This is a genomic window from Cellulomonas sp. URHD0024, assembly GCF_000426185.1.
In the GTDB taxonomy this organism is placed as follows: Bacteria; Actinomycetota; Actinomycetes; order Actinomycetales; family Cellulomonadaceae; genus Cellulomonas.
Genome location: NZ_AUEW01000008.1, coordinates 152,692 through 173,472 on the forward strand (window position 1 = coordinate 152,692; position 20,781 = coordinate 173,472).

The 20,781-nt window shown below is 72.5% G+C and carries 21 protein-coding genes; 4 read left to right on the forward strand and 17 right to left on the reverse strand.

The features are described 5' to 3' along the window. Positions 1–55: 55 nt before the first annotated feature. From pabB to I847_RS0109905, 17 genes are all read right to left on the reverse strand, one after another. Positions 56–2,068, reverse strand: coding sequence for an aminodeoxychorismate synthase component I (gene pabB / locus I847_RS0109825; protein ID WP_028049555.1), 2,013 nt, complete (start codon positions 2,066–2,068; stop codon positions 56–58). Then, a complete protein-coding gene (locus I847_RS22995; RefSeq protein WP_051274708.1) occupies positions 2,065–2,808 on the reverse strand; it encodes an aminotransferase class IV in 744 nt (247 codons plus the stop codon). Before I847_RS22995 ends, pabB begins: the two co-directional genes overlap by 4 nt. Next, a complete protein-coding gene (locus tag I847_RS0109835; RefSeq protein WP_034609755.1) occupies positions 2,808–3,968 on the reverse strand; it encodes an NAD(P)/FAD-dependent oxidoreductase in 1,161 nt (386 codons plus the stop codon). The genes I847_RS22995 and I847_RS0109835 overlap by 1 nt, the downstream gene beginning before the upstream one ends. Then, complete coding sequence (locus tag I847_RS23000; RefSeq protein ID WP_051274710.1) at positions 3,965–5,479, reverse strand: class I adenylate-forming enzyme family protein; 1,515 nt, start codon at positions 5,477–5,479, stop codon at positions 3,965–3,967. The genes I847_RS0109835 and I847_RS23000 overlap by 4 nt, the downstream gene beginning before the upstream one ends. Beyond that, entirely contained in the window at positions 5,479–6,324 is an 846-nt protein-coding gene (locus I847_RS0109845) for a hypothetical protein (RefSeq protein ID WP_028049557.1), read from the reverse strand. Before I847_RS0109845 ends, I847_RS23000 begins: the two co-directional genes overlap by 1 nt. Further along, positions 6,321–7,703: an AMP-binding protein gene (locus I847_RS23005; RefSeq protein ID WP_051274712.1), complete on the reverse strand. Its 1,383-nt coding sequence runs from the start codon at positions 7,701–7,703 to the stop codon at positions 6,321–6,323. Before I847_RS23005 ends, I847_RS0109845 begins: the two co-directional genes overlap by 4 nt. Further along, positions 7,679–8,416 (reverse strand): hypothetical protein, encoded by a 738-nt coding sequence (locus I847_RS27075; RefSeq protein WP_028049558.1) that lies wholly within the window; start codon positions 8,414–8,416, stop codon positions 7,679–7,681. The genes I847_RS23005 and I847_RS27075 overlap by 25 nt, the downstream gene beginning before the upstream one ends. Beyond that, entirely contained in the window at positions 8,413–8,637 is a 225-nt protein-coding gene (locus tag I847_RS0109860) for an acyl carrier protein (protein ID WP_028049559.1), read from the reverse strand. Before I847_RS0109860 ends, I847_RS27075 begins: the two co-directional genes overlap by 4 nt. Continuing rightward, a complete protein-coding gene (locus I847_RS0109865; protein ID WP_028049560.1) occupies positions 8,634–9,566 on the reverse strand; it encodes a hypothetical protein in 933 nt (310 codons plus the stop codon). The genes I847_RS0109860 and I847_RS0109865 overlap by 4 nt, the downstream gene beginning before the upstream one ends. Then, positions 9,556–11,073 (reverse strand): class I adenylate-forming enzyme family protein, encoded by a 1,518-nt coding sequence (locus I847_RS23010; RefSeq protein WP_051274714.1) that lies wholly within the window; start codon positions 11,071–11,073, stop codon positions 9,556–9,558. The genes I847_RS0109865 and I847_RS23010 overlap by 11 nt, the downstream gene beginning before the upstream one ends. Next, complete coding sequence (locus I847_RS0109875; protein ID WP_028049561.1) at positions 11,066–12,172, reverse strand: SDR family oxidoreductase; 1,107 nt, start codon at positions 12,170–12,172, stop codon at positions 11,066–11,068. The genes I847_RS23010 and I847_RS0109875 overlap by 8 nt, the downstream gene beginning before the upstream one ends. Continuing rightward, entirely contained in the window at positions 12,169–12,408 is a 240-nt protein-coding gene (locus I847_RS0109880) for an acyl carrier protein (RefSeq protein WP_028049562.1), read from the reverse strand. Before I847_RS0109880 ends, I847_RS0109875 begins: the two co-directional genes overlap by 4 nt. Beyond that, positions 12,405–13,268, reverse strand: coding sequence for an alpha/beta fold hydrolase (locus I847_RS0109885; protein ID WP_028049563.1), 864 nt, complete (start codon positions 13,266–13,268; stop codon positions 12,405–12,407). Before I847_RS0109885 ends, I847_RS0109880 begins: the two co-directional genes overlap by 4 nt. Then, the gene (locus I847_RS23015) at positions 13,265–14,749 is read right to left on the reverse strand and encodes an MFS transporter (RefSeq protein WP_051274716.1); all 1,485 of its coding nucleotides are present in this window, start codon (positions 14,747–14,749) and stop codon (positions 13,265–13,267) included. The genes I847_RS0109885 and I847_RS23015 overlap by 4 nt, the downstream gene beginning before the upstream one ends. 522 nt (positions 14,750–15,271) lie before the next feature. Next, the gene (locus I847_RS0109895; RefSeq protein ID WP_028049564.1) at positions 15,272–15,997 is read right to left on the reverse strand and encodes a DUF998 domain-containing protein; all 726 of its coding nucleotides are present in this window, start codon (positions 15,995–15,997) and stop codon (positions 15,272–15,274) included. Between the two features lie 51 nt (positions 15,998–16,048). After that, complete coding sequence (locus I847_RS0109900; RefSeq protein WP_155856094.1) at positions 16,049–17,236, reverse strand: hypothetical protein; 1,188 nt, start codon at positions 17,234–17,236, stop codon at positions 16,049–16,051. Between the two features lie 97 nt (positions 17,237–17,333). Further along, a complete protein-coding gene (locus I847_RS0109905) occupies positions 17,334–18,122 on the reverse strand; it encodes a hypothetical protein (protein WP_155856095.1) in 789 nt (262 codons plus the stop codon). 174 nt (positions 18,123–18,296) lie between these two features. Between I847_RS0109905 and I847_RS0109910 the strand changes: the two genes are divergently transcribed. Genes I847_RS0109910 through I847_RS0109925 form a run of 4 tightly spaced genes read left to right on the forward strand, consistent with a single transcriptional unit; the run spans position 18,297 to position 20,710 of the window. After that, positions 18,297–18,749 (forward strand): hypothetical protein, encoded by a 453-nt coding sequence (locus tag I847_RS0109910; RefSeq protein ID WP_028049567.1) that lies wholly within the window; start codon positions 18,297–18,299, stop codon positions 18,747–18,749. Then, positions 18,746–19,975, forward strand: a complete 1,230-nt coding sequence (locus tag I847_RS0109915) for an NRAMP family divalent metal transporter (protein ID WP_028049568.1) — start codon at positions 18,746–18,748, stop codon at positions 19,973–19,975. The genes I847_RS0109910 and I847_RS0109915 overlap by 4 nt, the downstream gene beginning before the upstream one ends. Continuing rightward, positions 19,972–20,367 carry a hypothetical protein gene (locus I847_RS0109920; RefSeq protein WP_028049569.1) on the forward strand — a complete coding sequence of 132 codons (396 nt, stop codon included), beginning with the start codon at positions 19,972–19,974 and terminating at the stop codon, positions 20,365–20,367. Before I847_RS0109915 ends, I847_RS0109920 begins: the two co-directional genes overlap by 4 nt. Then, positions 20,354–20,710, forward strand: a complete 357-nt coding sequence (locus I847_RS0109925; RefSeq protein WP_028049570.1) for a hypothetical protein — start codon at positions 20,354–20,356, stop codon at positions 20,708–20,710. The genes I847_RS0109920 and I847_RS0109925 overlap by 14 nt, the downstream gene beginning before the upstream one ends. Positions 20,711–20,781: the final 71 nt, after the last annotated feature.

Consider the following 20,781-nt stretch of genomic DNA (forward strand, 5'->3'; position numbering starts at 1 on the left):
GCTGGGCTCCCTCAGTCGTCCGCGCTGACACCGTCCCGTGCGAGGGGCGCCGCGGTCAAGACACGAGCGCCGTCGCCATCCCCCGTGCCTTGACCAGCGTCTCGACGTACTCCTCGTCGGGGTCGGACAGCGCCGTGACCGCGCCGCCCACGCCGAAGGTGGTTCCGCCGGGGCCGGTGACGATCGTGCGGATCACGATGCTCAGGTCGGCCGCACCCGTCAGCGAGTACCAGCCGAGCGCACCCGAGTAGACGCCGCGCGGGCCGCCCTCGAGCTTCTCGAGGATCTGCACCGAGCGGAGCTTGGGCGCGCCGGTCATCGACCCGCCCGGGAACGCCGCGACGGTGCACGCCACCGCCGACCGGCCCGGCGTCAGCTGGCCGCGCACCGTGCTCACCATCTGGTGGACCAGCGGGAACGTCTCGATGTGGAACAGGCGCGGGACGTGCACCGAGCCGATCTCGCAGACCGTCGACAGGTCGTTGCGCAGCAGGTCGACGATCATCAGGTTCTCGGCGCGGTCCTTGACGCTCGTCCGCAGGTCCGTGCAGAGCTCGGCGTCCTCGTGCGGTGACCGCCCGCGCGGCCGGGTGCCCTTGATCGGCTTGGTCTCGACCGCTCCGCCGGCGCTGACGGTGAGGAACCGTTCGGGCGAGGCGCTCAGCACGGACACCGGGCCGCACGCGAGGTAGGCGCCGTACGGGACCGGGCTGAGAGCGCGCAGCCGCAGGTACGTCTGCCACGGGTCGACCACGGCGTCGGTGCGGAACTCGTTGGTCAGGCAGAGCTCGTACGACTCGCCGCGGCGGATGTAGTCCTGGCACTCGGCGACGAGGCTGACGTACTCCCGCCGACCGTGGCGGGGCTCGAAGAGCTTCTCGATGTCGTCGAGGTCGAGGCTCGACGGGGCGACGTCGGGAACGGCAGACGGCGTGATCGCCGCGATCCACCCCGGCAGGTCGTCGAGCCAGCGTTGCGACGACCGCGAGAGCTCGTCGTCCGCGGGGTGGTGCAGGGCGAGCGCGTGGACGTCGCCGGTCTCGTGGTCGACGAGCAGCGCACGCTCGGCGAACACCAGGTGCGCGTCGTCGTGCTCGGCCGCGACGCCGACGTCCGTCGCCATCGTCTCGTCGCGCAGCTCGTAGCCGAGGTACCCGACGTAGCCGAGGGCGAACGGGTGGGGCAGGTCCGACGACACGGGGACGGCGTAGCGCGCCAGGGACTCCTCCAGGTAGGAGAACAGGTCGCCGGCGTGCTCGGTGACGGTGCCGTCGGACCCCGTGACCCGGACGTGGCCCGCGCCCCGGCGGTAGGAGACGGTGTGCGCCCGGACGCCCCGGCCGGAGCCGAGGATCGAGAACTGCCCGACGCCGCCGCTGTCGAGCCAGAACGCGGTGCGGTCGTCCCGGTAGAACGCGTCGAACAGGTCGACGGCCGACACACCGTGGGCGACGCGACGGGACCGGACCTCGTAGCGGGCGGCGGCGTCCGACGAACCACCGGCCAGCCGCAGGAAGTTCCGGATCAGCGTGTGGCCGTGCTCGCTCAGCACCGACTCCGGGTGGAACTGCACCCCCCAGACGGGTCTCTCGCGGTGACGCACCGCCATGACCGTGCCGTCGTCGGCGCGGGCGACGACCTCGAGCGGGTGGGTGACGTGGTCGATCATCAGCGAGTGGTACCGGACGGCGTCGAACTCCTCCGGAACGTCCGCGAACAGCTCGTCGCCGTCGTGGCGCACCCGGGAGACCTGGCCGTGCATCGGCGGGTTCGCCGGGACGACAGCGGCGCCGGCGAGGTGCCCGACCAGCTGGTGGCCCAGGCAGATCCCGAGGACCGGCAGGTCCGTGTCGGTCAGGAGCCGGGCGCAGATGCCGACGTCCGAGGGCAGCTCCGGCGTACCCGGCCCAGGCGAGAGGATCACGGCGTCGAACGCGTCGAGGTCGAGCGTTTCCCACGGCACGTCGTTGTGCACGACGACGGGAGCCTCCCCGCACACCTCCGCGACGAGCTGGAACAGGTTGTAGGTGAACGAGTCGTAGTTGTCGACGATCAGGACGCGTGTCACGCCGAGGTCCTCTCCGTCGGGCGGGCGCCGATGTTCGTCAGCACCTGGCGCCAGTGGTCGATGGGTCGTGCGGTCGCGACGAGCCGGCGCTGCCAGTGGTCGCGCCGGCCGTCGTCGGCCATGGGCGAACCGTCGACCGCGACCACGGTCCGGATGCCGTGCAGGGCGCTGAGCAGCCAGACCTCGTCGGCGTCGCGCAGCTGGTCGGGCCGGAGGTCGGCGCGTCGGACCGGGGCGTTCTCGAGGTCGAGCACCGCGGCGCGCGTCACGCTCGGCAGCAGCGCGGAGGTCCGCGGCACGACGAGCGAGCCGTCCTGCCACCAGAGGACGGACCCGAAGACCGACTCGACCACGTGACCGTCCGGGTCGGTCAGGAGCGCGTCGTCGGCGCCGGCGGCGCGAGCGGCGGTGCGCAGCCTCTCCTGCAGCGGGAAGTCCGGACCCTTGACGGTCGGCCGGCGGCGCGGGTCCGGGCCGTGCGTCACCAGGGTCGCCGTGTGCGCGACGGGCGGCGCCGGACGCGTGCGGGTGTGCACGTGCCCGCCGCACAGCTCGATCCGCGGGAACCACCGCCCGCTCTGGGGCAGCTCCTCGAGGAGCAGGAGCACGTGCTCGACGACGAGACCCCGTGCCAGCCCGGTGGAGCGCGTGAAGCGGTCGACGTGGGCGGTGAGGTCGCGGATCCGCCCGTCGTCGACCAGCCAGGAGTCGACGACCTCGGGTGCGCCGGGGCAGTACATCAGTACCGTCCCCCGGTCCGCACGGTCGGTCCGTAGGGCGCGCGTTCGAGCCACGTGCGGGCGCGTCGGGAGACCGGTGCAGCGGCGGCGACGGCCGTCTGGCGGCGGCGACGGGCGGGCGTCGGGTGCAGGTGGTCGAAGGCCGCGTGGGCCGCCTGTGCGTTGAGCTGCGCGGCGCCGCGCCGGAGACGGTCGAACTCGCGCACCGCTCCCGGAGAGCCCAGGGCGATCGCGTGCGCGGCGGCGTGCGCGTCCGGGATGGCCGAGTTCATCCCGCGGGCCCCGAACGGCGGGAACAGGTGCGCGGCCTCGCCGACGAGCAGCACCCGGTTCGTGTCGTCGACGAACGACGTCGCCACCGCGCGGGCGAACCGGTACGTCGAGATCCAGGCGACCTCGCCGGACGCGTCGCCGACGCGGGCCAGCAGGGGCTCCACCCACGACGGATCCGCCGCGAGCGCTGCCGCGTCGTCGGCGTCGCGGCACTGGACGTCGAGCTGGAAGCCGCCCGCGAACGGGACCACCAGCACGGTACGACGGTCGAGGGCCGGGCACTGGTACCAGAGCCGCCGTGCCGCCGGGACGGCACCCAGCACGTCGACGACCACGTGGTAGCCGTCGAGCCGCGGACCTTCGAGCGCCAGCCCGACGGACGACCGGACGACCGAGCGCCCACCGTCCGCGCCGACGACGAACGCTGCGGTGAGGACCTCGTCCGCGAGGTGCACCCGCACGGCCGTGTCCTCGGCCTCCACCCGCTCGACGCCCGTGCCCCAGCGGATGTCGATGCCCACGCGTCCGCACGCGTCCCGCAGGTGCCCGACCGTGTCGACCTGCCGCAGGCTCGTGTACGGCGGCAGACCGTCGCCTCGCCACACCGGCTCGTCGCACCCGAACACCCGGCGACGCCCGTACCAGGTCTCCCGCCGCGACCACCGGATCCCGGCGGCGCCGATCCGCTGCCCGAGGCCGGGCTGAGCCGCCTCGAGCAGCCGCAGGCTGTCGCCGTGCAGGAACAGTGCACGGCTGCCGGCGACCGGTTCGTCGACGGGTGCCCGCTCGAGCACGAGCGGACGGCGACCGAGGGTGTGCAGTGCGAGGGCGGCGGTCAGGCCGGCGGGTCCGGCGCCGACGACGACCACGTCGGGTGCGGTCGTCATACCGGGACCGCCGGTGCGTTCAGGCCGGCGTCGATCGCGGCACGGACACGGTGCCGCTGCAGCTTGCCGCTCGGCGTGCGTGGGATCGCGTCCGTCGCGACGACCTGGCGCGGGAGCTCGAACCGTTCGAGCGAGTCTGCGACCCGGCCGGCAAGCAGCCTCAGGACGTCGTCGGCGGAGAAGCCGTCGGCCGGGACGACCAGCGCGGCGAGGCTGGACACTCCACGTTCGTCGACGACGCTCGCCACCGCCGCGTCGGCGACGAGCCCGGTGCGACGGATCACCGCCTCGATGCGGACGGCGGAGACCGAGATGCCGCGGACGAGCAGGATGTCGTCGTGCCGACCCAGCACCACGAGCGCGCCGTCGGCGTTCCAGTGCCCGAGGTCGCCTGTGCGCAGCCAGCCGTCGCGCAGCAGCGGAACGGGCCCGTCCGCGGTCTCGGCGGTCGCCGGGATGCTCTCCCCGCGGACCCAGACCTCACCGGTCGGGGTGCCGTCCGGGGCGCTGAGCTCCACGGTGCTCGGGCGGAGCTCCACCTCGTAGCCCGGGCTGACGAAGCCGGTGCTGTACCGCGACGAACGGGCGGACCCGTTCGCGCAGAACGCGTTGCCGACCTCCGTGCAGCCGATCTGCTCGAGGACGGGAGTCCCCCACGTGCGTTCCAGGCGATCCTGCAGCGTCGCAGCCAGCGGCTCCCCCGCCGAGACGATCCCTCGCACGTGGTGCCGCTCGGGGGCCTGACCGTCGAACGCCCCGAGCGCCGAAGGCACCGAGAAGAGGAGAGTGGTGCGGCGCGGACCGACGACGGCGAGGACGTCGTCCGCGGTCCGCCGACGGCGACGGAGCGTGACGTGGCAGCCGTAGGTCATCGGGTAGACGAACTGGTTGTTGAACCCGTAGGCGAAGTAGAGCTGCGACACGGACAGGATCCGGTCGTCCGGGGTGATCTCCAGCGCCGCCACCGCTCGGGAGTACGCGACGAGGTCGCGAGCGCGGTGCAGGACGACCTTCTGGGCACCCGTCGCGCCCGAGGACAGCTGGCCGTAGAGCACCTCGTCGCCGAGGACACCCTCGGCCGCGTCCTCCGGGAAGCTCAGCCCGGTGAGCAGGTCGTCCAGGTGCCAGCGGGCCTCCAGACCGGTCGGACGCGCCGCGAGTCGCAGCACGTCACCCTCGTCGTCGAGCAGCCAGGTGGCGCGGCACTGCTCGAGCACGCTCTGCCGCATGGTCGGGGTGACGTCCGGGTTGACGAGGAACGGGACCGCACCGACGCGGGCGGACGCGAGGAACGCGACGAACCAGCCGGCGCCGTCTCCGACGCAGAAGCCGACCCGGTCGCCGGCCCCCAGGCCGCGGTCCCGCAGGCGGCGGGCGAGCACCCTGGAGCCGGCGTGGACCTGCCTGTGGGTGAGGTCGCGACCGGTCCGCTCGTCGGTCAGCACCGGCCGGTCGAGCCAGCCGGAGCGGTCGGCGAGCCCGTACAGGTACCCCGGCAGCGTGCCGGCCATCAGACCTCCGCCGGGTCGGCCTGCCGGGCGCGCGTGGCCGCCGGCCAGGCTTCGACGTCGGGACCCAGGACGTCGATCGCGTACAGGGCGAAGCGTTCGAGGCCCACCCCGAAGCAGGCCGAGAACGCCGCCTCGCCGCCCCGGACGATGCCGAAGCCGTTGCCGAAGGCCTGACCGTGGAAGTTCACGGACGCGATCGACACCCAGCCGTGCCCCTCGACCTCGGCCTGCAGCTCGTACTTGACCTTGACGCGCTCCTGGTAGGACTGCTGGACGCGGGCCGTCGGACCGAAGAACGCGTCGTGGGCGATCTCGACCCGGGTCTGCGGGAAGACCTGCGACAGCTCCTCGATCAGGTCGCGCGCCGCCTGGAAGAACGCGACCGCCTCGGCACGGGTGCCCAGCCGGACCGACTCGTACCCGTGGTACGCCGCGAGCCGGAACGGGTCTGCGTGGCTGCCGGCCTCGTAGCGGCCGAGCGCCGCGACCAGGTCGAGGGTGGTCGCCTCCGTCAGCTCGCGGCCGCGGTACGCCTCGTAGAGGCACAGGCACGCGGCGGGGGAGGTCGTGTAGTCGGCGGGCGGCTGCTCGATCTCCTGCAGGAACGGCGCCTTCGTGAACACGTGCTGCGGGAAGTTGGTGAAGTAGCCGGCGTCGCGCAGCGTCTGGGCGGTGAGCGTGCCGGTCGCGTGCACCCGGCTCGCGCCGAGCCGCCGACCCCAGACGTCGCAGGCCCGCTGCACCTCGGCCAGCACCGCCGTGAACTGCGGGCCGCCGAGCACGAGGCCGGGGCCGACGAAGGTGAGCGTGTCGGGTCCGCCGGGCATGCGCTTCTGCGTCGTCATCGGGGCGTCCTTTCGAGGGTCAGGAGGGCTTGGCGGTCGACCTTGCCGACGGACGTCACGGGGATCGTGTCGACCGCGACCAGCCGGTCGGGGACCTGCTGGACGTCGCCGTGCTCGCGCAGGAGGTCGAGGAGCACCGTGTCGGGGCCGACGTCCTCGGCGAGCACCGCGAACGCCGTGGCGATCTGGCCGAACGTCCTGTGCGGTTCCCCGGCGGCGGCGACGTCCAGCACACCGGGGTGCGCCCGCACGAGCTGCTCGACCGCGGTCGGGTCGATGAGCTCTCCGCCGCGGTTGATGACGTCGTCGGCCCGACCGATCACGCGGAACCTGCGGGGGGTGACGGCGATCGCGTGGTCGCCCGTGCGGAACCAGCCGTCCGGCGTGAACTTCGCGGCGTTGACCTCGTCGGACGCCACGTACCGCTCGATCGTGTACGGACCGCGGACCTCCAGCAGCCCGGCGCCGTCCGTGGCGTCAGCGTCGACGATCCGATACTCGTCGCGCTCGGAGAGCGTGCGCCCGATCGAGGCCTCGCGCAGGTCGTCGGAGTCGCCGGGCGCGGACTGGCAGAGCAGCCCCTCGGCCATTCCGAACGAGGCCTGCACCTGACCGCCCCACTGCGCGCGCAGCCGCCGGACGTCGTCCGCGGTGACCGGCGACCCGCCCACCTGCACGAGGCGAACGGGGTGCTTCGGGCGGGCGACGGCGTTGTCGAACCTGGCCTGGGTCGGGACCAGCGGGAGCACCGAGACACCGTGCCGGTCGACGATGGGGACCAGGTCGGGCGTGCGACGCGCACGGGTCACGACGAACGACGCACCGTGCAGGATCGCGCCGAGCACCCCGGGGCAGGCGAGCGCGTAGTTGTGGGCCACGGGGATCGGCAGCAGGACCACGTCGCTCTCGCCGAGCTCCAGGTTGCGGGCCGAGAGCCACACGTTGACCAGGTACTCCGCGTGCCCGCGCGCGATGAGCTTCGGCGTCCCGGTGGTGCCGCCGGACGTGAGCAGCAGCGCCGTCCCGTTCGGCAGGTCCGTGGGCAGGCTGTTCCCGTCCAGCGCCCCGGGCTGGGCGAGGACCGGCACGCGACCGGCGCGCAGGGTGGCGAGGATCCGGACGACGAACGCGAGCGAGCTCTCGGACTCCAGCAGGGGGACCGGGCTGTCGTCGCGGGGGTCGAGCTCGGTGGACAGGTCGAGCAGGTCGGCGAACCGGAGCCCGCCCTCGTCGTCGAACGCCCGCTGGTCCCCGAACCGGGTCAGGGCGGCCTCGAGCTGGTCACCCAGCGACGTCCGCGCTGCGAGGTCCCAGGCCGCCGGTTCGCTCGTGGCGTCGGCGAGCGAGAGGGACGTCATCGCGGTGCCGCCGCGAGCCACGACTCGAAGGTCGGCCCGACGATCTCGGCCGTGGTCGAGGGGAGCAGCGTCCCGTCGCGCAGCGCCCGGCCGCCCGCGCCGGGCACCAGCAGCGGGACCGCGAGGCCGTGGCTGGGGAGCGCCTTCGTCATCTCCCACAGCGTCGTGACGCCGGGGCCCGACACGTCCAGCTCGTCGAACGTGCGCAGCCCGGTGCACCGCTGCGCGACCACCTCGGCGACGGCGTCGAGCGCGACCGGCTTGACCCGCATGCTCGGGACCAGGGCGACCGGGCCGACGCGGAGCCGCTCGGTGTTCTGACGCGCGAACTCGAACCAGAGCGTGGTGCGCAGCAGGGTGGTCTTGCTCGGGCCGGTGAGGAACGCCCGCTCCTGCGCGGCCTTGCCGGCGTAGTACCCGTTGCTCGCGAGCGCCGGTGCCGTGCAGCCGACGATCGAGACGAGCAGGTGCCCGATGCCCGCCGCGGCGGCCGCCGCACCGATGTGCCGGGTGGAGGCCTCGAAGAACGCGGTGGCCTTGCGCGCGTCGTTGGTGAACACGTCGGTCGCCTCGACCACCAGGTCCAGCGGTCCGTGCGCCTCGAACGATATCGGCCGGGTCACGTCGAACCCGTCGGCGCGGCTGAGCTGGACCACCTCGACGTCCCGGTCGACGAGAGCGTCACGCACGGCAGAACCCAACCGCCCGCGGCCGACGATCGCGACGCGGGTCACCGGGCCACCAGCCCGGCGTCGACCAGCGCCTCGAGCTCGCCGACGGTGCCGACCTGGGCCAGCTCGTCGAACGACAGCTGCTCCGCGAGCTCGTCCTCCACGCGGGCGAGCAGGATGACCAGCCGCTTGCTGCTCACCCCCAGGTCGACGAGGGTCGACGCGCGGTCCACCCCGTCCAGCTCCAGGCCGATCGTGCGGCGTGCGATGTCGGCGAACGTCATCGTGACTCCTTCCGAGCCGTGAACGTGTGAAGAACGTCGTGCCCCCCGACCCGGACCGCGGTCCCCGTGCCCGCCCAGCCCGGCATGGCGTTGACGACGTGGCCGCGGAACGCGTCCGCCCGGTCTGTGTCCCGGCCCCAGAGGCGGCGGCTGTGCACGGCGAGCATCGGGTCGAACCGCTTCCACTCGCCGTCCTCGTCCAGGACGCTGAGCCAGACGTGCTGGGCGTCGAGCAGCCCGAGCACCCGGCCGCGCTGCAGACGGGTGGCGAACCCGAGCCGGGCCAGCCGGTCGGCGGCGACGAGCGCGAGGCAGACGCAGTCGACGCGCCCCTCGGCGAGCCGCGCCACCGGGTCCTCGCGACCGACGTCCGAGACCCACTGGAACTGCAGCGGCCCGTCCGGCGCGACGTCCGCCACCCACCGGTCGAAGCTGCGGTCGAGCTCCGCAGCGACGAACGGCGACCAGCGTCCGAACGTCCGCAGCCGGCCGGTGACCGTGCGGCGCCCGGGAGCGACGGACAGCAGCACTCCGCCCTCGGACGGCTCGCGGACCTCGACGGCACCGTCGGACGCGGACGGGTCCAGGGTGACCGTGAACGCCCAGTCGACCGGACCGAGCAGCGGCTCGACGCCGCCGCGTGCGAACCGCATCATCATGGCGATCCCACGCTCGGAGACCGACGTGCCGAGGCCGCTGTTCAGGCCGAGCGCCGCGACGTCGTGGTACGCGATGCCGCGCGGCCCGGTCGGAACGAGCCCGCTGCGCAGGAGCGCCTCGACCGAGGCGTCGTCGACCCCGAGGAACTCGGCCGCCGAGCGGGCGTCGAGAGCCTCGTCGGCCACCCGCTCCGCCGCGGTGGCGAAACGGGTGCGCTCGGCCGAGCGGGCGAGCGCCTCAGCCGGTGCGAGCGCCGTGTCAGCCGACACCGTCGCCGACCTTCTCGGCGGTGAGGTCGGCGAGCAGGACGGAGCGACGCACCTTCCACGTCGAGGTCATCGGGATGGTGTCCCACTCCCGAGGGACAATGTGCACGTCCTGCGTGAGCCCGCTCGCCCGCAGCAGTCGATCGTGGTTCACGACCGCACCCTCGTAGGGCACGTAGACGAGGAACTGCTCGCCCGCGCCACCGACGAGGATCGTCTCGCGGACCTCGCTCATCGCGTTGATGATGCGGTCCTCGACGCGCAGGGCGCTCGGCACCCCGGGGATGCGGTCCTGGCCGCGGTCCTCGATGAGCACCTGACCGGTGCGGTCGACCGAGCCGTAGTCGCCCATGAGCCACCAGCCGTCGGCGAAGTTCGACGCATACCGGTCGTGCTCGCCCAGGTAGTCGAGCCCGAGCCCCTTCGACGTGATCGCGATACGTCCGACGGTGCCCGTGGGGACCTTGCGGCCGTCCTCGTCGATGATCTTCACCTTGGTCAGCGTGGGGAACGGGCGGCCGACGCAGCGGTCGTCGATGCGCAGCATGCTGCGCAGCGTGTACGTCTTCATGCTGATCGGGCCGGTCTCCGTCTGGCCGTAGCTCTGGAAGAACATCGGCGAGCGCCGCTCGGAGGACATCATCAGGGTGCGGACCGTGCGGGGGTGGATCGCGTCGAAGGTGCTGATGATGACGCGCGCCTTGGCGAACGGCGTGGGGTCCAGGCGCAGCTCGGCCTCCCACGCCATCGCCATGTTCGGGTGCGTCTCGATGGCGCCCGGCTGGAACTCCTTGAGCAGCGGGAGCGCGTTGCCCGGCGTGGGGTCGCTGATCAGCAGGGTGGTGAGGCCGAGCTTGAGCGCGGTCGCGAAGGCGGCGACGGTCCTGCCGTGCACGAACGACATCGCCATCGCGACGGGCTCGTCGTACCGCAGGGCGGCGGCGAACGCGGCCTGCACGGTGATCGGCATCTGGGTGCCGCGGCGAGCCTGCGGGACGAGCTTCGGAACGCTCGTCGTGCCGGACGTGTGGGTGATCAGGTAGATGTCCTCGGGACCGGGCGCGGGCGCCGCCGGCACCGAGGGCACCCCCGAGGCCCAGGCGGCCGAGACGTCCGCACCGACCTCGTCGGCCACGATCGTGTCGGGCGACTCCGGGTACCAGTCGGCGGACGTCACGAGGAAGCGGGCCCCCAGCCGCTCGATGAGGACGTCGGACTCGTGGCGACCGAGCTTGGGCGCGAGCATCGCCGGCACCGCGCCGAGCCGCCCGATCGCGCAGGCGATCGGCAGGATGTCGGGGTTGGCACGCTTGTGCACGACGACCACGTCACCGGCGCGCACGCCCCGCGCGTGCAGCACGGCCGCGACGTGCTCGACCACCCGCGCCATCGTGGCGTACGTCAGGCGCGTGCCGAGGTGCGGTGCGACGTCGAGGGCTGCGTCGAGGGCGAACTGTGCGTCGGGGTGGCGCTTCGCTGCGCCGGACATGAGGGTCGACAGGTCAAACATTGACGTAGTCCTTGCTCGAGGCAGGCTGGGCGCGGGGGCGGCGGGTGCGCGCGTGGTACTCGTCGACGAGGTGGCTCAGGGCGGCCGGGTCGAGCTCGTGTGCGGTCAGGTCTCCCACGACGGCGTCCTGCTGGTGGAACGACTTGTCCTGCCGGACGTACGGCGCGTAGAAGTCGATGCGCTCGTCGAGCGTCCGGTCGATCACCGAGAGCATCCCGGGCTCGTCGACCATGACCGGCGGGAGCAGGTCCGACGCCGTGAACACGGCGGCCAGGACGCTCGCCATCCGGGGCGCCGACCGGTTCGCGAGGTGCGTGATGGTGCCGGGGTCGCGCTCGAGCCCGGCGTGGACCATCGCGCGCACGCACAGGTCGATCGGGACGAAGTCCGCGCCCGCGTCCGGCTTGCTCATCAGGTGCAGCGGGACGTTGGAGTAGAGGTCCCCGAAGGTCTCCGCCACCTTGTCGCGGAAGGCCTCGAGCTTCCCGCAGAACCCGTACAGGCCCGAGGTGGACAGCGCTCGACGGGTCACGCTGTGGCCGACGACGATCGACGGCCGCATGATCCGCCACTCGAGCCCCGAGTCGCGCACCACGCGCTCGCCGGCCCGCTTGCTCTCCTCGTAGACGTTGTTCACCGGCGAGTCGTCGTGGAACTCTTCCCGCACGACACCGTCGAACTGCCCGACCGTGTAGGCGGTCGACACGTGGTTCAGCGCGCGCACCCCGTGCGCCGTGACCCAGGCGGTCAGCCGCTCGACGGCGGCCACGTTGATCGCCTCGATCTCGGCCCGGTCGCGGTCCTCGAACTTGAGCGAGGCCGCGGTGTGCCAGACGCGCTCGACGTCCGACGGCAGGTCCGGCAGCACGTCGAGGTCACCCTCGACGACGCGGATCCGGGATCGCAGGTCGTCGGTGCTCAGCGGGCTGGCGTACGCGTCGACCGCGGCGTGCAGCTGGGCGTGCACGCGGTCCGCGGCCGAGCGACCGCGGCGCGGACGCGCGACGCAGACCACCTCGCGGTTCGGGTCGGCGGCGAGGAGCTCGAGGATCAGGGCAGAACCCACGAACCCCGTCGCGCCGGTGACGAGGTCGCTCATGACGCCACCTGGTCGAGGTGGTGGGCGATGGTGCGGACGGAGTCGAACGTCTCGGCGGCCACGTCGAAGTCCCACTCGATCCCGAACTGCTCCTCGAGCCGCGCGAGGAAGGCCGTGAACGCCCACGACTCGACCCCGATCTCGGCGAGCGAGTGCTCGAGCAGCTCGTCCAGCCCGACGTCGTGCCGCAGCACCGACATCAGGCACTGGGCCACTGCGAGGTCCGTGTCACTCATCGCTGCTCCTCCTGCGCGAGGAAGGCCAGGACGGCGTCCTGGAACTCCTCGGGCTTCTCCATGTACGGCAGGTGACCCGCGCCGGTGAGCTCGTAGATCTGCAGGCCGGGCACGTCCGCGAGGACCTCGCGCGCCTCGTCGACCTGGTCCTGCGGCCAGAGCGTGTCCAGCGACCCGAGCACGAGGGCGACCGGGATGCCGAGCTCGGCGAGGACGGCGAAGTCGTCCTTCTCCCGTGCGGCCGCGACCATGTTGGCGAGCATCGGGTCGCGTCGGTGGATCGCGGTGAACGCGGCACGCAGGCCGAGGTAGCCGGGTGCGCCCATCTCGCGCATCGCCGCCGCCGAGAACGCCATCGAGTACAGGTGGTCCCAGAGCGCCTCGGTCCCGCCGTTGGTCAGCGAGTTGACCAGCGCCCGCTCCGTCGCCCGGCGCACCGGGTGGTTGCTGGGCGTCGTGGAGGGGCCGACGAGCACGACCGCACGGACGTCGTCGGTGAACCGTCGGGCGTACTCGCGGACGATCAGGCTCGACGACGACGTGCCGACGAGGATGATCTCGCCCAGCCCGAGGTCGGTGACGAGCGCCTTCAGCGTCTGCGCGTGCGCGGCGATGGTCGGCCCGGGGTTGGCGCTGGAGCCGCCCTGGTTCTCGAGGTCGTAGAACACGCAGCCGTACGCCTCGCGGATGCGCTCGGTGTACGTGCGCCACATCGGGCCGACGACGTAGAAGTTGTTGACGAAGACGAGGGTGGGGCCCGACGTCTCGACCGGCCAGTGCTCGTGGTAGACCGTCGCGCCGGTGTCCAGGACAGCGGCGGAGTCCCGGCGGTAGCGCAGGTCGGGGGCGGTGAGCGTCATGCGTCGACCGACTTCCGCTCGTCGAGCGCGTCATCCAGGAGCGCGTCCAGCTCGGCGTCGTGGGCGCTGACGTGCACGCCCGTCGGGCCGATCATCGCGAAGGCCACCGCGGACCCGACGAGGCACAGCGCCGCGGCGACGATCATCGTGTCGCCGAGGGAGTCCACGAACGCGATGCGGAACGCGGCCGGGTCGGCCGCCGTCACGCCGTGCAGGCGGGTCTCGAAGAACGAGCCGAGCGCGGCGACACCGAGCAGGACACCGAGCTGCTGCGCCGTCTCGTTGATGGCCGAGGTCATCCCGGCCTTGCTGGGCTCGGCCACCGAGACCGACAGGTAGGCGCGCGGAGGGTTGAACATGCCCATGCCCGCACCCACGAGCACGCAGGCGGGGATGACGGCGGTCCAGTCGGAGCCGGGCTCGACGACGAGCGGGACGAGCAGCAGCCCCAGTCCGACGAGACCGACCGCGATGCCCACGGTCAGGTGCTTGGGGATCGACTCGATCGAGCCGGTGACCGCGGCAGCGACGAAGACGGCGAGCGTGAGGGGCAGGAACCGCAGGCCGGTCTCCCAGGGCGTGTACTGCAGCACCTGCTGCACGTAGGCGACCATCAGGAACACCCCGGCCATGGTGCCCAGGCCGAAGAGGAACGTCGCGATGTTCAGGCCGTTGAAGGTGCGGTTCCGGAAGTGCTCGACCTCGAACAGCGGATGTGCGGCGCCGCGCTGCTGCAGCACGAGCGCGACGCTGAGCAGGACCGACGCGTTGAGCAGCGTCACCGTGAGGTTGCTGGTCCAGCTGGCCTGGCCGGCCTCCAGGAACCCGAGCACCGAGGTGAAGCAGGCCGCGGTGAAGAGCGCGAGGCCGACGAGGTCGATGGGCTTGCCGGGCTGCGCGCGGCGGCGCCAGTCGCGTTGCACGACGATCGAGCCGATCGCGACGACGCCGATGGGGACGTTCAGGAAGAAGATCCACCGCCAGTCGTAGAAGTCCGTGGCGGCGCCGCCGATCAGCGGGCCGACGGCGATCGCGAGGCCGGCGGTCGCACCGAGCAGGCCGATCGCACGGTTGCGGGCTGTGCCCGTGAAGCGCTCCGACAACAGCGCCGGGCCGACGGCGAACAGCACCGCTCCGCCGAGTCCCTGCAGGAACCGGCTGGCGTTCAGCTGCGTCATCGAGGTGGCGATGCCGCACGCTCCGGACGCGACCGTGAAGACCACCAGGCCGACGAGGAAGACGCGGAGCTTGCCCCAGCGGTCCGCGGCTGTCCCGGCGGCGACGAGCGCGACCACGAGACCGAGCGCGTACGCGTCGAGCGCCCACTGCAGCGACCGGAAGTCGGCCTGGAACTCGCGCTGGATGCTCGGCAGCGCGACGTTGATGACGGTCAGGTCCAGCAGCAGCATGAAGGTCGCGAGGCAGACCGTCACGACCAGCAGGACGTCCTGCAGCTTGCCGTTCGGACGCGCAGAATCCACTTTTATTTTTCTCCTGAATCAACACCCCGAAGGCGAGGAGTTTGCGTGGTCCGGCGCCGCGACTCGCCGAATCGAAAGGATCTCTGGTCGGGGGTCCGAGCATTTCCGATGACCCGCGCCGGACAAGTTAGGGGTGATTTGTCCGGTGGGGAACAGGATCTCAGGATGTGGGCGCACAGCGTCGGGCGACCCGGTGTGAGTTCCGCGGTTCTGAGCGGAAAAGGCGGCACCGGCGGCCGTCCGGCCGGCCGCGCGGGCGCGCTCCGACGGTTCGTCTCGTCCCGTCGGTCCCGCCCGCGATCCGTTGACCTGCCGGTTCTCCAGCGCGGGCGGTCCGGTCTGTCGAACCGGCACCGGCGCGAGCCCGTCGACGACCGAGGGAGCGTCCGCCGTCGGCGTGCGGGCGCGGAAGAGGACTCAGGGCGCGGCGGTCCGACGCGAAATTCGCCGTCGCCGCAACCAATCCGTCGCCGCATTCTGGTCAGTTGTTCAACAGCCGAGCTGGAACGACTGACGCAACATCTATGTCCGTTCCTGCCGCGGAATCGTCGCATTCTCTTGCCCTTCGCTGCGCGGACCCGGGGCGAGTCCCGGCGGTCGCGGAAGAGCGGCGAACAGGCCCAGGCTCGCGAGCCAGGCGCTCATGCACACGATGTGCACACGCTGGCTGACCCCCACGGCCCAGGCGGGGTCGCCCGTGCGCGTGAACCAGCCGAACACGAGGCTGGCGACGATCCCGCCGACCACCACGACCAGTGCGGCGGCCCGGCGGAACCACACGGGGCCCGTGCGACGGGTCGCGAGCCACACCGCCCCCGCACCGACGAACAGCGCCGTGTCAGAGACGATGCTGCTGGTGTCGTGCACGAGAGTCGCCCGGGCGCCGCCTTCGCACACCGCGCCCGGCCCGCAGGGCGAGGCCACCACCGCAGCCAGCGCGGCGCCCAGGGCGAAGACGACGGTGGCCACGACGAACACCTCGCGCCAGCCGCCGGACGGCAGCCGTCGCCGCACACGCGGCAGCAGGCACACGACCAGGACGGCGCACACCACGTCGGTCACGCGCAGCAGGGTGGCGTTCCGCTCGCCGGGGGCCTCGAGCGCGCTCACCAGGTCGCCCATCCCGGCGAAGCCGCGCAGCACCCAGTCGAGCAGGAAGTTGCTGTAGAGCAGCGCCGCTGCGGCCCCGATCAGCAGGGGCACCACGTGCAGGCGCCCGCCGGCGGTGGCGTCCTGGTCGTCGGTCACGTGGCCCTTGTCGTCGTGCGAGGCAGGTGCCCCATGGTCACAGATCGTGCGTCAGTGCGCCGCAGTCGGGTCCATCTGGTCCTGCAACGCGTTCAGGTCGGCGACCGAGGCGTCGATCCGCGTGCGCTCGGCAGCGGCGGCCGCCGCTGCCGCGGTGATCGGAGCGTCCCGAGCCGCCAGCGCCGCGTCGTCGCGCGCGATGAGTGCGGCCGCCGACGCGAGGGTCTGCTCGGCCGGTGCCATCGGCAGCTTCGTCCCGTCCCACCACACCCACGACAGCCGCAACCGCGAGCGCGCACCGCTGGACATCGCCGCGACCTCGTCGGCCTTGGACTGGTACGCCTGGCGGTAGTACTCGAGCGAGGACCTGTCTGCCGTGAGCTGCGCGCGCGCCTGTCCGTTCGCGTTCTCTGCGTCGACGAGGGCGTGCGACGCCGTCGTGATCGTGGCGGCCATGCCGTCGAGGAGGTCACGCAGACCCGTGTCGACCGCGACCAGCGCCGGTCGGTCGGTGATGTACCGCGCGTACACCGCCTCGAGCCGCGGGTCGAGACCGTCGACCTGGGTGCCGAGGTACGCGAACTCCTCGGTCGGACGGTTCTCCGCGTGGGCGCCGACCGAACCCGCGATCTGCTCGTGGACGTCGTCGTCCGCGGGAACCGCGGCGGTCGCCGCGTCGAGGATCGGTGTCAGCTCCGCCCGCTCGGCCGGCGTGAGTCGCCCCCACACCGCGTGCAGGGTCTCGTGGGCCGCCGTCGTGACGGCCTGTCCGGCCACGCGTGGGTCGGCGGGGCGGTAGACGACGATCGAGTCGGAACCCGGTTCGTAGCAGCCGACGCGCCCGCCGGCACCGAGCCGCGGCGACACCCCGACATCGCCGCACCGCCCCGCGAACGCGGCCGCGTCGAGGATCTGGGGCCGGGTGGTGTAGAAGATCTGCCGACCCTTCTCGGACAGGTGCGCGGCGTCCGCGAGCGCGACGACGTCGGCCGTCGGGGGCGGGAGCGCCGGCGTCCCCCGCACGTGGTCCACCGCGGCCGTCAGCTCGTCGGCGGGCGCGCCACCAGTCACCCACCACCCACCGGCCAGGGTCGCGACGAGAAGGAGCACGACCCACACGCCGCGGCCCCGTCGGCGCCGGGGTGGGGGAAGGACGGGCGCGAGGAACCGATCCTCGACGATCCACTGCGGCACGCGTCCCGTGGGGGACCGGGGCAGATCGTCGGGAACCAGGTGCACCTACGGACTATCGGTCACCGCAGCCGCTCACTGGAGGAGGTGGGTGGCGCGACATTCGACGTGCCGGGGTCACGGTGGTGCCGCCCCGGAGCTCTCCTCAGCGGGTGATCCGGGACCGGATCACGTCGCGCAGCCCCGTCGCGGAACGCCGCCACGCCTCTGCCCGCCGTACGACCTCGCCGACCTCGGTCTCGTCGACCGGCACGTCGACGACCGGGACCCCGTGCGCGCGGGCCGCCGCCACGATCGCCTCGGACGTGCCGGGGAGCGCCACCTGCAGCAGCGCCGACGTGGAGCTCGCAAGCGCCTCGCCGTGGCCGACCAGCCGTCGGTAGACGATCGTCGAGACGACGGGCGCGAAGATCGTGACCCGGTCGTCGTGCGGCTCGCCGTCCTCGTCGACCGGGAGGGCCGTGAGGTACAGCGTGAACAGGAGCTCACTGACCTGGCGCACCAGCCAGCGGCGGCCGGGCAGGGGCGGGATCACGTTGGTCATCCTCAGCAGGTCGAGCTCGAGCATGCCTGCCGACAGCCGGGTCCACGCCGGCTCGGTGCGGATCTCCAGGACGCGACCCCAGTCGATGTCCTTGCCGTCGAGGCCGACGCGCTCCGGGCCGACCGTGACCGCGCCGAACCGGTCGAGGAGCGCGAGCGGCGCCGTGGCGATCCGTGGGACGTAGGGGACCATCCGCACGAGGCCCTGCACCGACACGTCCCACTCGCGCTCGAGCGGATCGCTCGGCCGCGGGTAGAGGCTGACCGCCTTCGAGACCCACGTCGAGAACAGGTCGGGCGCGTCGGCTGCCTCGTCGGCATCGGGCGCCAGGGCGTCGACGACGGCCGCCGTCGGCGCGACCGGGTCCGTCTCGTCGCGTGTGTCCGCCACGTGGTCGGCTGTGGAGCGGTCCTGACCTGGCACCCGGTCACGATGCCAGATCGAGTCCCGTCACGCGGCCGGTTCATCCGAACGCCGCCGAACAGTCCCGCCGCGCCGCGGGGAGGTCTCGGACGAGCGGAGGGCCGACGTGCGACGACGTCCGCGAGGGGCCACCATGCGGGAATGGTGGTCGAGCGGGCCGTCCCGGTCCTCGTCGCCGTCGCAGCCCTCGCCGGGTGCGCGGTGGGTTCGTCGTCCACACGCGCCGACGACGCCCAGGCGCTGACCGACCCGCTGACCCAGGCCTCGTCTGCGGTCGCGACAGCCTCGATCGCCGTCGACCTGCTCGGTGACGACCGCACGACGCCCACCGTGACCGACACGGCACTCCTGGACCAGGTCGCCGTCCTGGACGAGGCGGCGTTCGCGGTGACGACGCTCGTCCCGACCGACCCGACGACCGCCGGCTGGCAGGAGGCGGCGCTCACCGCGGTCCGGCAGGCGCAGGGGTCGGTCGTCGCAGCCCGGTCGTGGGCGAACGGTGCGGGCACCGGCGAGACGGCCGTCCAGGACGCGCTCGACGCGAGTGCGGACCGCCTCGACCGGCTGACGACCCAGCTCGAGGGCTCCTCGTGAAGAAGATCCTCGGCGTCGCGCTGGGGATCCTCACCGCTATCGGTGGGTTCCTCGACATCGGGGACCTCGTCACCAACGCTGTCGTCGGATCGAGGTTCGGCCTCTCGCTCGCGTGGGTCGTCGTGGTCGGCGTCGTCGGGATCTGCCTGTTCGCGCAGATGTCCGGCAAGGTCGCCGCCGTGAGCGGCCGCGCGACGTTCGAGATCATCCGCGAACGCCTCGGTGCCCGGGCAGCCGGTGCGAACCTCGGGGCCTCGTTCCTGATCAACCTGCTCACGCTGACCGCCGAGGTCGGCGGCATCGCACTGGCCCTGCAGCTGGCCAGCAGCGTCGAGCCTCGGCTGTGGATCCCCGTGGCCGGCCTGGCCGTCTGGCTCGTGATCTGGCGGACCAGGTTCTCGATCATGGAGAACGTCACCGGCCTGGTCGGGCTGACCCTGATCGTCTTCGCGGTGGCCCTGTTCCTGCTCGGACCGGACTGGAGCACGCTGGCCGACCAGGCGCTCCACCCGCGGGTCAGCGCCCAGGAGGGCCTGGCCTCGTACTGGTACTACGCGATCGCCCTGTTCGGTGCCGCCATGACCCCGTACGAGGTGTTCTTCTTCTCGTCGGGCGCGGTCGAGGAGAGGTGGACCATCAAGGACCTGTCCCAGTCGCGCCTCAACGTGCTCGTCGGCTTCCCGTTCGGCGGGGTGCTCTCCGTGGCCATCGCGGCCTGCGCAGCGGTCGTGTTCTTGCCGAAGGGCGTCGAGGTGTCCTCGCTCTCGCAGATCGTGCTCCCCGTTGCGCTCGCCGGCGGCAAGCTCGCGCTCGCCGTCGTCATCGTCGGCATCGTCGCCGCGACCTTCGGTGCCGCCCTGGAGACGTCCCTCTCCAGCGGGTACACGCTCGCGCAGTTCATGGGATGGTCGTGGGGCAAGTTCCGTCGACCGGCGCGCGCGGCCCGGTTCCACCTGACCATGATCATCTGCCTCGTCGTCGCCGTCGGGGTGCTGATGACCAGCGTGAACCCGATCGCCGTCACCGAGTACTCCGTCGTGTTCTCGGCGGTCGCGCTGCCGCTGACCTATCTGCCGATCCTCGTCGTCGCCAACGACCCCGAGTACATGGGCGAGCACGTGAACGGGCGCCTGACCAACGCGTTCGCGCTGGTCTACCTCGTGATCATCGTCGTGGCCTCCGTCGCGGCGATCCCCCTCATGATCGTGACGGGAGCAGGCTCATGAGCGACCTCCCCCAGGACCGCCGACCGCCGGGCCTCATGCTGGACGCGCGCCTGCACCTCCTGGACCGGCAGATCCTCGACGTCGACGGCACACCGGTGTGCACCGTCGACGACCTGGAGCTGCACGGCCTGGACGGTTCCGACCGGCCGGACGGGACGCAGCCCACCGTGGTCACGTCGCTCCTCAGCGGCGCCGTCCTGACCACCCGCATCTTCGGCGGCCGACCGCCGCCGTCACGCTGGCACCGCATCCGCTGGACGCACGTCAGCGACGTCGGCACGACGCTCAGGCTCGGCGTCCGCAGTGCGGAGCTCGACGTCACCTGGCCTGAGCGCTGGATCCGCGACCAGATCATCCGACGCATCCCCGGAGGCAGCCATGATCCTGGGTGACCTGCTCGACGCGCCCGTGAACGACGCTTCCGGGAACCGCCTGGGGTACGTGGTCGACGTGCGCCTCGTCCTGGACGGGCCGCTCGACGGTCTGCTCGCGGCACCGCGCCTGCACGGCCTGCTGGTCAGCCCGCGCACCGGCACCTCGTTCCTCGGCTACGAACGCTCCGGCGTCGAGGCGCCCGCCCTGCTCGCGCGCTACTTCGCCTGGCGGCACCGCGGCACGTTCCTCGTGCACTGGCAGGACGTCGCCGAGGTCGCCCCGGGAGCCGTGCGTCTCGTCGACCAGTTCCGTCGCTTCTCCCCGGCACTGCCCGCCACGGGTCGGCAGGCCGGACGCTAGAGTCCACGCCCGACGCTCCTCATCCCGCAGCCGCTCGCCGGCGCCGCTCGCCGGCGCTGCTCGCCGGCGCC